This window comes from Yinghuangia aomiensis (assembly GCF_039542225.1).
Taxonomy (GTDB): domain Bacteria; phylum Actinomycetota; class Actinomycetes; order Streptomycetales; family Streptomycetaceae; genus Yinghuangia; species Yinghuangia aomiensis.
Genome location: NZ_BAABHS010000012.1, coordinates 222,646 through 235,490, shown reverse-complemented (window position 1 = coordinate 235,490; position 12,845 = coordinate 222,646). Strand labels below are relative to the sequence as shown.

At 71.6% G+C, this 12,845-nt stretch carries 8 protein-coding genes; 2 read left to right on the top strand and 6 right to left on the bottom strand.

Going from position 1 to position 12,845, the window contains the following annotated elements; all coding sequences use genetic code 11:
• Positions 1-48: 48 nt before the first annotated feature.
• Positions 49-1,347 carry an ABC transporter substrate-binding protein gene (locus ABEA93_RS18755; RefSeq protein WP_345676743.1) on the bottom strand — a complete coding sequence of 433 codons (1,299 nt, stop codon included), beginning with the start codon at positions 1,345-1,347 and terminating at the stop codon, positions 49-51.
• Between the two features lie 204 nt (positions 1,348-1,551).
• Between ABEA93_RS18755 and ABEA93_RS18750 the strand changes: the two genes are divergently transcribed.
• Positions 1,552-3,378: a sulfatase gene (locus ABEA93_RS18750; RefSeq protein WP_345676742.1), complete on the top strand. Its 1,827-nt coding sequence runs from the start codon at positions 1,552-1,554 to the stop codon at positions 3,376-3,378.
• Complete coding sequence (locus ABEA93_RS18745) at positions 3,375-5,210, top strand: sulfatase-like hydrolase/transferase (RefSeq protein WP_345676741.1); 1,836 nt, start codon at positions 3,375-3,377, stop codon at positions 5,208-5,210. The genes ABEA93_RS18750 and ABEA93_RS18745 overlap by 4 nt, the downstream gene beginning before the upstream one ends.
• Positions 5,211-5,338: 128 nt before the next feature.
• Here ABEA93_RS18745 and ABEA93_RS18740 read toward each other — a convergent pair whose 3' ends face one another.
• The 5 genes from ABEA93_RS18740 to ABEA93_RS18720 form a co-directional block, all read right to left on the bottom strand.
• A complete protein-coding gene (locus ABEA93_RS18740) occupies positions 5,339-5,941 on the bottom strand; it encodes a PadR family transcriptional regulator (RefSeq protein ID WP_345676739.1) in 603 nt (200 codons plus the stop codon).
• 86 nt (positions 5,942-6,027) lie between these two features.
• Positions 6,028-8,901 carry an ABC transporter permease subunit gene (locus ABEA93_RS18735; protein WP_345676738.1) on the bottom strand — a complete coding sequence of 958 codons (2,874 nt, stop codon included), beginning with the start codon at positions 8,899-8,901 and terminating at the stop codon, positions 6,028-6,030.
• Between the two features lies 1 nt (position 8,902).
• Complete coding sequence (locus tag ABEA93_RS18730) at positions 8,903-11,155, bottom strand: MFS transporter (RefSeq protein ID WP_345676737.1); 2,253 nt, start codon at positions 11,153-11,155, stop codon at positions 8,903-8,905.
• Positions 11,156-11,602: 447 nt separating this feature from the next.
• Complete coding sequence (locus tag ABEA93_RS18725) at positions 11,603-12,109, bottom strand: GNAT family N-acetyltransferase (RefSeq protein ID WP_345676736.1); 507 nt, start codon at positions 12,107-12,109, stop codon at positions 11,603-11,605.
• A complete protein-coding gene (locus tag ABEA93_RS18720) occupies positions 12,106-12,807 on the bottom strand; it encodes a TetR/AcrR family transcriptional regulator (RefSeq protein WP_345676735.1) in 702 nt (233 codons plus the stop codon). Before ABEA93_RS18720 ends, ABEA93_RS18725 begins: the two co-directional genes overlap by 4 nt.
• Positions 12,808-12,845: the final 38 nt, after the last annotated feature.

Here is a 12,845-nt window from a genome sequence, read left to right as displayed (position 1 = left end):
TCGTGCGGACGCGGGCCGGGGTGCGGCCCGCGCGGGCGGAGAGGCAGGTCAGTTGGCAGCCGGGACGAACTGGTTCCCGGCCTGGTCGTAGACGGTCGCGCGGACCGGGATGGCGCCGTCGGGCGTGTTCGGGCCGTAGTTCGCGTCCTCGCGGAACCCGGGGATGTGGAACCGGCCGAGGCTGTTCCCGGCCTGACGGAAGGTCGTGTAGTCGAGCGTCGGGCCGGCCTTGTCGGCGATCGCCTTGAACAGTGCGAGGTTCCGGCACGCCGAGGCCATCGACGCGCCCGGCGTGGGCGCCCCGCCGCCGACGGTCGCCGGGTCGACGAGCTTGCCGGCCAGGCTCGGGTCGGCCTGGGTCACCGTGTCCGCGCAGGCGGTGAGGGCGGGGTCGGACCAGTCGACGATCTGGCTGCCCGCCGCCGCGTCCTTGAGCGTGCCGAAGTCGTGCTGGCCCTTCCCGGTGGTGTAGCCGGCCGGGACGACGGTGAACAGCAGCCGCGGGCGCCACGTGGTCTTCTCCAGCACCTGCGGGATGATCTGCGCCGCTCCGCCGACCATGAGCAGCGTGTCCGCGCCCGTGGCCTGCGCCTTCTGGAACAGCACGCCCGCCTGCTGGCCGAGCGCGGCCGGGTCGGCACCGTTCAACGTGATCGTGCCGTTGGCGACCGGGGTGATCCCGGCGGCCTGGAGTGCGGGCAGGACCTGGGCGTCCGTCTGCGCCTGGTCGTTGGAGACTGTGGCGATCGCGATCTTGTGCCCGGCCAGGTCGCCGCGGGCGGCGAACGCCTCGACGGACTTGCGGGCGATCAGCCCGGTGTCGAACGAGAACCACGGCGCCTGCCCCGCCGCGTTCATGTCGGGGTCGAGCGGACTCCCGATCACCGCGGTGCGGTTGGTCTGCGTGTAGCAGGGCACCTGCGCGTTGCCCGGCATGAGGTTGACGACGGCGAAGACCTTCTCGTCCTGGGTCAGCTTGACGCAGGCCTCCTGCGCGGCGGCCGGGGAGACCAGGCTGGTCTTGGCGAACACCGGCACGATCTTGCGGCCCTGGATGCCGCCCGCCGCGTTGATCTTGTCGATCAGCGCTTTGTAGGTGGCCTCGAAGTCGCCTTGGTCGATGTTCACGAACGACTTCACCGCGGCGTAGTCGGGGTAGGAGATCCCCAGTTTGATGCTGTCGGCGGTCACCCCGGGGGTGTCGGTTCGCGCCGCGCCGGGTGCGGCGCCCGGCGCGGTGGCCTTGTCCTTGTCCTCGATGGTGCACGCGGCCGCGGCCAGCGACAGGGCGAGGGCCGCGGCGGCGGCGCCCGCGCGGCGGAGCGGGCGTCTGATCGTGGGCGTCATGGAACGGAGCCTTCCGGACGGGGAAGCTACTAACCCAGGAATCTAGGTCGGCTCAGCATCATGGCGTGTTCTTCACGTGTCAATGGGCTGTTTTCTTGACGCTGTCATGTTCTAACGTACATAGATCCAGGCCGCCGCGCCGCCTCCGTGGCCGGGCGCGGCGCCCCCCTCGTCCACCCCCTCGTCCACCCGCCGGGAGTACCGATGAAAGCCGTCGTCGTCATGTTCGACACCCTCATCCGGAAGTACCTGCCGCCGTACGGCGCGCCGGACTGGGTGCACGCGCCGAACTTCGCGCGGCTGGCGGAACGCACCGTCACCTTCGACAACTGCTACGCCGGGAGCATGCCGTGCATGCCCGCCCGCCGCGAACTGCACACCGGGCGCCACAACTTCCTGCACCGTTCGTGGGGCCCGTTGGAGCCGTTCGACGACTCGTGCCCGGAGATGCTCGGCGACGCCGGGGTGTACACGCACCTGGTGACCGACCACCAGCACTACTGGGAGGACGGCGGAGCGACGTACCACAACCGCTTCCGCAGCTACGAGTTCTTCCGCGGCCAGGAGGGCGACAACTGGAAGGGGCACGTCGCCGACCCCGCGATGCCCGCCGAGACGCTCAAGACGATGAGCGGCGGCAAGGTGCGCCAGGACTGGGTCAACCGCATGTACATGACCCGTGAAGAGGACCAGCCGCAGAGCAAGACCTTCGACGCCGGACTGGAGTTCCTCGAGACGAACCACGCCGAGGACAACTGGTTCCTGCAGATCGAGACGTTCGACCCGCACGAGCCGTTCTTCTCCCAGCAGCACTACAAGGACCTCTACGAGCACGGCTACGACGGCCCGCACTACGACTGGCCCGACTACCGCATGGTCCGCGAAACCCCAGAGCAGGTCGAGCATGTCCGCTTCGAGTACGCGGCACTGCTGTCCATGTGCGACCGCAACCTCGGCCGGGTCCTGGACGCGTTCGACACCCACGGTCTGTGGGACGACACCCTGCTGATCGTGTGCACCGACCACGGCTTCCTGCTCGGCGAGCACGGCTGGTGGGGCAAGAACGTCCAGCCCTGGTACGACGAGACCATCCACACCCCGCTGTTCGTCTGGGACCCGCGCAGCCGCAAGACCGGCGAACGCCGCGCGGCGCTGGTGCAGACCATCGACCTCGCCCCCACCCTGCTGGAGTACTTCGGCGTCGACCGCACCCCCGACATGACCGGCGTGCCGCTGCGGCAGACCGTCGCCGACGACACCCCCGTCCGCGAAGCAGGCATCTTCGGCGCGTTCGGCGGCCACGTGTCCGTCACCGACGGCCGCTACGTCTACATGCGCGCGTGCATAGACCCGTCCAACACGCCGCTGTCCGAACTCACCCTCATGCCGACCCGCATGGCCGCCCGGTTCACTCCCGGCGAACTCGCCGGCGCCGAACTGGTCCCCGGCGGCACGTACGCCTTCACCAAGGGCGTGCCGGTACTGAAAGTGCCGGGCTTCGCGATCTCCCCGGCCCCGCACGGCACCCTGATGTTCGACCTGGACACCGACCCCGGCCAGGAGACGCCGCTGGTCGACGACGACCTCGAACTGCACCTGATCGGCCTGCTCCTCGACGCCATGCGTGCCGCCGACGCGCCCGCCGAGCAGTACATCCGCCTCGGCCTCCCGCAGCACGGATCGGCCGCGCCGGAGCACCTGCTTGCCCGCGCCCACCGCGCCCAAGCCGCGGCCGCGGCCGACGCCAAGCCGCTCGACCCCGCCGACTTCCCGACCGGGCCGCGCACCGTCAACGCCCCGCTACGCGACCTGTTCGCCGACGAAGCCGCCGTCGCCGTGCTGCGCGACCGCGGCCTCGGCCGGCTGATCGACGGCGGCCTCACCCGGATGATCGGCGACGCCTCGATCGTCCAGCTCTCGTCGCTGGCCGCCGGACTCCTCAACCCCGACCTCGTCCGCACACTCTCGACCGCCCTCGAAGACCTCGGCCCCGCCGACACCGAACTCGCCGCCCCGGAGGCCGCCCGATGACAGCCGATCGCCCCAACATCCTCTGGACCGTCAGCGAAGACTGCCCGCCGCGCTTCGGCTGCTACGGCGACCCGCTCGCGGTCACCCCGCACCTGGACTCCCTCGCCGAACGCGGCACGCTCTTCGCACACGCCTACAGCGCCGCCCCCGTCTGCGCCCCCTCACGGTTCGCGATGCTCACCGGCATCGCCCCGGAAAGCCACGGACCCGCGCACCAGATGCGCGCCAACGCACCCGTGCCGGACTGGATGACCACCTACCCGGAAGTCCTGCGCGGCCTGGGCTACTACTGCACCAACAACGAGAAGACCGACTACAACTGCGACGTCGACCCGCAGACGATCTGGGACGACTGCTCCTCCACCGCGCACTGGCGCACCCGCCCGGAAGGCACCCCCTTCCTCGCCGTGTTCAACTACGGCCCCACGCACGAGAGCGCGGTCTTCTCCCGCGAGGAGTTCACCGTCGACCCCGACGCGATCCGGCTGCCCGCCTACCTGCCGGACACCCCGGATATCCGCGGCGACTTCGCGCACTACTACCGGCACATCGCGAACATGGACGCGTTCGTGGGAAATCTGCTGGCGCAACTGGCGGAAGACGGCGAGCTGGACAACACGATCGTCATCCACACCTCCGACCACGGCGGCGTGCAGCCGCGCACCAAACGGTGGTGCTACGACGAGGGCCTGCACGTGCCGCTGATCGTCGCCGCGCCGGACCGCTGGGCGCACTTGTTCCCCACGCCCGGCACCCGCGTCCCGGCCGCGGTTTCCACCATCCGGATCCCGCCCACGCTGGTGGAACTCGCCGGCGGCGAGGTCCCGGCGCAGATGCAGGGGGAAAGCCTGGCCCGCACCGCGTTCGACGAGGACACGGAACTCGCCTTCGGCATGCGCAACCGCATGGACGCGCGCCTCGACATGGTCCGCACCGTCCGCGACGCCCGCTACCGCTACATCCGCAATTACGATCCCCACCGCCCCTACGGCGCCCACCAGGCGTTCGCGTGGCTCGCGGCCGGCTACCAGTCATGGGAGACCGAACACCTCGCCGGCCGCCTCGACCCCGTCCAGGACGCTTTCTGGCACGAGAAGCCCGGCGTGGAGCTGTACGACTGCGACGCCGACCCCGACCAGATCCGCAACCTCGCCGGCGACCCCGCCTTCGCGGACGTCGAAAAGCGCCTCGACGAAGCCCTGCGCGCGCACATTCTCGCCGTGCACGACAACGGCTTCCTCCCCGAAGGCGCCCCGGCCGAAGGCTACGACGCGTCCCGCGCCGACGGCGCCTACCCGCTCGCCCGGATCCTCGACGTCGCCGACGCCGTCGGCCGCCGCGACCCCGCGGAAATCCCGCGGTTCACCGCGGCGCTCGCCGACCCCGACCCGACGGTGCGGCGCTGGGGCGCCATCGGCCTGCTGGTCCTCGGCCCCGCCGCGCTGACCGGCGCTGGAGAACCGCTCAAGGCCGCGGCCGACGGCGAACCGGATCCCTTCGTGCGCATCCCGTGCGCCGAAGCGCTTGCCAAGCACGCGGGCGACGCGGCGGCGCTTGCCTGCCTCGTCGAATTCGCCAAGCCCGCCCACGCTTCGGGCGTGCGGCTCGAAGCGTTCGCGGCGCTGACCGCGCTCGGCCCCGAAGCCGTGGCGCCGTTCCGGGACGTGGTGGCGGCCGCCGCCGAAGAAGGCAGCGAGTACTGCGGCAACGCGGCACGCTACCTGCTGTTCCGCATCGACGGGACCTACACGCCGGCCAGCAAGGTGTTCGACATCGAACGGATGATCGCGCTCGCCGCCCAAATCGGCTACACCATGAAGGTGACGCTTTAGCCGTCGGCGCCACTTCCGCCGCCGTCATCGCCTGCGCAACCGAAACGGCCGCGGCCGGTCGGAAGGATTCCCTTCCGGCCGGCCGCGGCCGTTCGCGTGTGCCGACCGTTCCGGCGATCCGGAACGCCCTAGCTCTGCTGGTGACCCGGTGACGCCGGACGTGCCGCCGCGGCGCGTTCCAGCCGGTGCAGGGTCAGCTTGAGCCAGGTGATGAACATGGCGTGGCTGGTGTACCCGTACTCGTGCCCGGACACGTGGACTTCGCGCGCCCAGGCCGGGTCCAGGCCCGCCATGGTGCCGTCGTAGGGGGAGCTTGTGATCCACGGCGGGTTCCCGGTCGGGTCGAGCTGCTTCTCGCGGTACTCCAGTTCGGTGCGCACGATGTGGATCGCGATCTCGGGATCGAGCTGCCCGCCGAAGACGTAGCGGACGGCGAACTCGGGATCGGTGAACCGCTCCGCCGGCACGTGCTCGGAGCGCGCCCACTCCCACAGGGCTGCCCGGCCGGCTTCCGTCATCCGGTACACCTTGGCGTCCGGGCCGCCCTGCCGCGCGTCCACGTCGAACTCGATCCACCCGCGCTCGACCAGCTTGCCGAGCCGCCGGTAGATCTGCGGAAGCTGCACCCCGTAGCCGATGAACCGGAGCGGCCCGTCCATCCACTTGCGGAGGTCGTAGCCCGAGAAGCGGCGCAGCGCCAGTATCCCGAGGATGACGAAGTCGAGTTGCATGCCCGTCCTTGTGCTCTTCGTGGGAACGGCCCGTCCCGGACCCAGTGTGGCGGATGGTCCGGGACAGGCTGTGGCAAACCCCGCGCTCAGGCGCCCGACGGCGCCGTGAGCCGGTCGTCGGCGGCCGCGCCCGGGGGTGCGGACTCGTCCGATGCGGAGCCGCTCCGGGCGATCGCCCGTTCGTCGGTGCCGAGGTAACTCGCGACGACCTTCGGATCGTTGCGGACGTCACGCGGCAGGCCTTCGGCGATGACCCGACCGGTCTCCAGACAGTACACGCGGTCGCTGATCCCCATGATCAACGGCATGTCGTGCTCGATGACCAGCAGCGACGCGCCGAGTTCGCGGCGGATCTCGTGCAGCAGCGGACCGAACGCCTCGGTCTCCCGCTGCGCGACGCCCGCGGTCGGCTCGTCCAGGCACAGCACGCGCGCGTCGAGCGCGAGGAGCCCGGCCAGCTCGACGATGCGGCGGGTGCCGGTCGACAGGTCGCCGATGAACGCGTCGGCGTACCGGCCGAGGCCGAGGAAGTCGATCAGCTCGTCGGCCTCCGCCCGCTTGGCGCGTTCGGCCTTGACTGACTTGGGCAGCCACAGCGCCGACGACAGCAGCCTGGTGCGGCCGCGTGCTTCCAACGCGATCTGCACGGTCTCCCGGACCGTCAGCTCCGGGAACAGCATCGCCGCCTGGAACGTCCGGCCCAGCCCGCGCGCGGCCCGGTGGGCCGGGGCCAGGCCCGACACGTCGCCGCCGAGCAGCTCGACCCGGCCGGTCGCGGGTACGAACCCGCCGACCGCGTTCATCAGCGTCGACTTGCCCGCGCCGTTGGTGCCGATCAGGCCGACGATCTCGTTCGGCCGGACTTCCAGGGACACCCCGTCGACCGCGGTGATCCCGCGGAACCGGACACGCACGTCGGACACCGCCAGCACCGGCGCGTCGTCCGGCAGCGGGTCCCGTGCCGGGCGCGCGGGAACCGCCGTCGGCCGGGCGTCCGCGGCCTTCGCCGGCTCCTCGCCGAGCCGGGTCTCCGCCCAGGCCAGCAGTGCGTCGCGGGCGCTGTAGCCGATCTGCACGAGCCCGCCGGGGAAGTACAGCAGCAGGAGCAGCAGCCCCAGGCTCGACGCCAGCAGCGGCACGAGCGAGTTGTCCGGGAAGAGCGCGGGCAGGCCGATCACCCACAGCGAGCCCAGCACCGGGCCCGACGTCGCCCCGAGACCGCCGATCACGACGACCGAGACCAGCATCAGCGAGTCTTCCGGCCGGAAGTACGCGTCGCTGTACGGCACGGTCTGCAACGCGCCCGCCAGCAGCGCCCCGCCCAGGCCCGCGACCCCGCCCGCGAGCGCGAACGCCCGCAGCTTCACCCGCGTCGCTCCGACCGTGTACGCGGCCGCCGTCGCCGGGTTGTCCCGCACGCCGATGGTCGTCCGCCCCACGCCCGTGCGGCGCAGCCGCCCGGTGACCGTCAGCACGACGACCAGGACGGCCAGCACCACGTAGTAATAGGAGCGCTGCGAGGTCACGTCGATGCCGAACACGTCGGTCCGGGTGAACGTCGCCAACGGCCGCGTCGGACTGTCGTGGAACACTTCCTGCGTGTACGCCCACTGCGCGCACGCCACCGCGAACGCCGCCGTGCTGACCGCCAGCAGCAGCCCGCGCACCCGCAGCGCCCCCACGCCGATCAGCGCCGCGAGCGCGGCGGTCAGCAGCGACGCGGCGGCCACCGCGGTCGGGAACGTCAGCCGGTCCACCACCAGCACCTTGCCGCCGCCGATGTCGAGGTGCAGGCCGCGGCTCAACGCCGCCGCGGTCAGCGCGCCGATCCCCCCGAACGCCATCTGGCCGAGCGACAGTTGTCCGGCCCAGCCGGTCAGCATCGTGACCGACGCGGCACAGATCGCGTAGGCGACGATCACCGTGTACAGCAGATGCCGCGACGGCTGCGCGACCAGCAGCGGCACCACGACCGCGACCAGGCCGAGCGCGGCGAGCCCGAACCGCTCCAGGTTCCGCACCCACCACAGATTCCGCAGCCGCTCCGGGACCGGCCGCACCTTCGGCGCGAACGAGAACGTGCCCGACTCGGCCTCGCCGCCGCGCCCGGCGACGAACACCGCGGCCAGCACCAGCCCGAACACCACGATGTCGGTGAGGCCCGGCTGGTCCAGCCAGTTGAACTGGATGACCGATTCGAGCAGCCCGAGGCCCACGCCGGCGAGCAGCGCGATCCGGAACGAGTACATGCGGGCGATCACCGCAGCGGCGAGCGCCCGCATCAGCGTGGTCATGCCGAGCACGGCAGGGGCGGTGACCGTGCCGGTGCGCGCCGAGATGAGGATCAGGCACACCGTGGCCACGAGTCCGGCGATCGCCCACACCGCGGTCGACACCGCCTTGGGGCTGATGCCGTTCAGCCGGGCCAGCTCCGGGTTGTCCGCGGATGCCTTGACAGCCTTGCCCAGTGTGGTCCGGCCGAGGAACCAGCCGAGCCCGACGGCCACCAGCGGCACCACGATCAGCACGCCCAACTGCGTCGCGGTGATCTCCACGCCGACCGGATGCCACTTTGCGCTCGACCACACCGGGTAGCTCTTCGCGCCGTCGACCTCCGGGTAGGCCGACACGACGACGAGCGCGAGCTGTGCGACACCGATCGACGCGACCAGCAGGATGACGCGCGGCGCACTGAACAGCCGCCGCACCACGACCAGGTCGATCACCGCGCCGAACGCGGCTCCGGCGACCAGCGAGATCGCCAGCGCGATCCAGTACGGGACGCCATAGCGGACCGCGAGCAGTGCGAACAGCGCGGACCCGACCAGGCCCATGTTCGCCACCGCGAAGTTCACGATCCGCGTCGAGCGGTGCACCAGCACGATGCCCATCGCGAGCAGCCCGATCACCAGGCCGTTGACGACGCCGTCGAAAGCGAGTTGGCGGGTCAGTTCGGGCATGTCAGCCGCCTTCCTTGCCGAGACTGCGATTGCCCAGAAACACCGCGCGGGCGAGGTCGTCGCGTTCGGCGAGTTCGCGGGCGTCGCCGGTGAACCGGACCTGGCCCTTCTCCAGGAACACCGCGCGGTCGGCGATCGACAGCGCGACGTTGAGGGACTGTTCGACGATGATCATGGTCAGGCCGTCCGCCTTGAGGCGCTCGACGATCGCCAGGAGGTCCTGCACGACGACCGGGGCGAGCCCGAGCGACAGTTCGTCGATCAGCAGGACTTCGGGGTCGTGCATGAGGACCATGGCGAGCGCGAGCTGCTGCTGCTGGCCGCCGGACATCGACCCGGCGCGCTGCCCGAGGCGGGCCGCCAGGTCGGGGAACACGTCCAGGACGTAGGCGAGCCGGCCGTCGCGGTGCTCGCGGGTCGCGTCGCGCAGCTGGAACGCGGCCATCTCCAGGTTCTCGCGCACCGTCATGCCGGGGAACACGCCCTTGCCGCCGGGCAGCAGGCGGATCCCGTGGCGGCCGCGCTGCTCGGGGGCCACGTAGGTGATGGTCTTGCCGTTGAGCCGCACCACGCCGCGCGACGGTGTGCCGAGGCCGCAGATCGTCTTGAGGATCGTCGACTTGCCGGCGCCGTTGGTGCCCAGCAACGCCAGGCACTCACCGCGCCGCACCTCGAACCCGACCCCGAACAGCACCTGCACTTTGCCGTATTCAAAGTCGACGCCGTGCACCTGCAAGACCGGCACCCGCTCCGGATCCGCGGCCTGCCGGTCGCGCTCCGCCAATTCCTCGCGGAGTTCGGCGACCACCCGCGACAGGTCGTTCTTGATGAACGACGAGCTGCGGATCAGCATCAGACTGCCGACGAGCGTGGAAGGGATGCCTAGGACCAGAGCGGCCGTGCGCGCGTCGTACGAGTCCAGGATCAGCGCCGACAGCAGCGATCCGCCCGTCGCCCCGATGAAGAAGATGTAGATCGCGGCCAGCGCCGAACCCAGGCCGCGCAGCCGGTACGGCGTCACCGACTGCATCACCGGGCCGACCATCGCGAACGCCGACGACAGCAGGATCATCGGCAGCATCTGCGCCACCACGAACAACGGCGCTGTCGGCATCGCCCACTGCAGCGGCATCAGCACCGCCACCGGAAGGATCAGCAGGCCGACCAGCTTGAGCGCCCGCGCCGGGTCGGTGCGGTACAGCCGGTCGTACCGCGGGCCGACGAACGGCAGCACGGCCAGCACCCCGAGCCCGCCGAGCGTGCCGTACACCCCGCGCTCGAACGTGCCCAGCCCGAAGTGGTCCTCCATCCACAGGTTGGTCAGCACCGGCCCCGTGAACAGCCCGAACCCCATCGCGGCGAACGCCATGACGACGGTCTTCGTGGTGCGGATCCGCAGCAGCCGCGCGAACGCCGCCTCGATCGAGATCGGCATCGGCTTGTCCTGCACCAGGACTTCGCCGAGTACCGCCTTCATCTCGTGCTGCCCACGCGGGGGCTCCGGAAGCCGGAACGCGAACAGCGCGGCAACCGCGGTCGGCACGGCGAGCACGAAGAACGCCCACCGCCACCCCTCGCTGCCGCCCGCCGCGGCGGCGATCCCGCCGACCGCCAGCGGACTCAGCACCGCCGCCAGCCGGCCCGCGATGCCGTTCGTCGCGGCGATCCGGCCGCGCACCCCGATCGGATACGTGTCGGCGTTCAACGACCCGTGCACCGGCATGGTGCTCGACTTCGCCACGCCGACCCCGAGCCGGGCCAGGAACATCAGGAACACGTTCGCGGCGGCACCCGACGCGACCATGAACGCCGAGAACGCCAGCCCCGCCCACCCGGCCACCCGGCCGCGCCGGCGGCGGTCCGCCAGCCAGCCCATCGGCAGCGCACCGAGCACCAGGAACGCGCCCGACGCCGCCGACAGGAACACGATCGCGCCGTCGCTCATCCCGAACGAGTCGCGGATGTCCGGCGCCAGCACGCCGAGCGTGGCCTGCTCCAACTCGTCGAACGAGGACAGCAGCATCAGCGTGAAGAACGTCGCCGACCCGCCCGCCGCCAGGCCCTCGCGCAGCGTCAGCTGTTGCGCGCCGACGCCGGGGAGCAGCTCGTCCGCGAAGAGCACGTCCCGCTCGGCGGCGGCCTGCTCGGCGCGTTCCGCCTCGGCGTGGATGAGCGTCGCGGTCAACGCGGCGGGGGCGGGGCCGGAAGCGCCCGGCGGGGCGGTGCCGGAGGCGGTGCTTTCCGGGGCGGTCACCGGGGGGCCTCGCAAGGACGGTGCGAACCCTGGCAGGCGGAAGGCATGGGTCTCCCAAGGAAGAGGTGATATTCGGTGATGGGTGCGACGCCTGCCGCCGGACGCCACGCCCCCCACCGGGGTGTCCGAGGCGAACGATCCGCGTCGCCCCCGAGTACTGCAGGCGTCTGCGTCGGTAAGTACGCGTGAATCTATGCCTTAGGTTGGATTGGCGAGATCTTGGTGTCAATAGGCGCAGCAAGCGAACGCACATATATACGTGAGTAGCTATGTGGTGCGTCTTGTGGGAGCCTCGTGCGGGCCTGCGAAGGGCACCCGCAGGGCACCGCTCCACCGGCCGGGCGGCGGCGGGGGTGCGGTGCGCGGGCATGCCCGAGTCCCGGCCGGCATCGATCCGCGCCGGTCGTCCGGGGGGTGAAACGGGAGGAGAGCGGGGGGAGGGGGTGCTCAGACCTCGGCGTCGACCGGCGCCGAGCCGGCCGCGCGGGGCGCGCCGGTCAGCCGCAGCGTGATCACCAAGTGGCCGCTGTCCTCGTCGTCTTCGTGGCCGCGGCTCTTCTCGGTGAAGCCGAGGTGCGCATAGAACGCGCGGGCTTTGCCGTTCTCCTCGTACACGTCGAGCGTCACGCTCCGGTGCCGGGCCGCGGCGAACGCCACCAGGGCGCGGCCGATGCCCATGCCCTGCGCGTCGGGGTGCACGAACAGGCCGCCGATCTCCGACCCGAGCATGCCGAGCAGACCGGCCACCCGGCCGTCGGCGGTCTCCGCGACCCAGTTGTCCGCGTGCACGAGGTAGATCTCGCGTATCTTGCGCTCGCGCTCCGGCCCGGCCGGGTCGCCCAGGAACGCGTGGGCGATCTCCGAGGCCCGCGCCCAGACTTCGACCGCACCGTCCGCGTCCTCCGGGCGGTACGGGCGGATCTGGAACGCGTGTTCGGCGGTGCGGTGGGTCACCCGCCGATCCTATGCCGCGCCGCGAAGGCCGCGATCGCCCGGGCGTGCGCATCCGCGGTGCGTGCGAACTCGGCCGCGAAGTCCGGTGCGGCGCGCAGGTCCGCGAGATACGCCGCGGCCGCCGCACGATGCTCCTCCGGAACCCGCAGCAGCGCGTCGGCCGTCCGGTCGGTCTGCGCGGCGAGGTTGCCCGCCTCGGCGGCGCAGAACCCGTGCACCGCCCACACCAACTGCCGGGTCGCCGCGGCCGCGTCGGCGGGGGACAGGCCGAGCGCGGTGAGTTGCGCGGTCCAGCGGGCGGCGACGTCGAGGAGCGGCGCCACCGACGCCCCGGTGGCGAGCAACTCGTGCAGCCGGGTCGTGACCAGCGCGTCCCGGTAGCGGGCCATCCAGTCGCGCACCCGTTCCTCGAGCGGCAACGCGGCGTCCGGAGCCGTGTTGTGACGGCTCATCAGGTGCGCGGCGAGGGCGTCGACGAGGGCATCGCGGCCGGGGAACGAGGTGTAGATCGTCATCGGCGCGGTACCGAGCCGGTCGGCGACCTTGCGGATCGACACCGCGGCGGCCCCCGACTCGGCCAGCACCGCCGCGGCGGCGTCGAGGACCTCGGCCTCGGTGCGGCGCCGCGGCCGGCCGCGGCCCCGCTTTCCCGCGGCCGGGCCTTCGGGGGCGTCCGGAATGCGGTCGCTCGCCGTCACGGTGCCTCCCTTTCCGCCGCGGAAATCCCGGGCGGCTC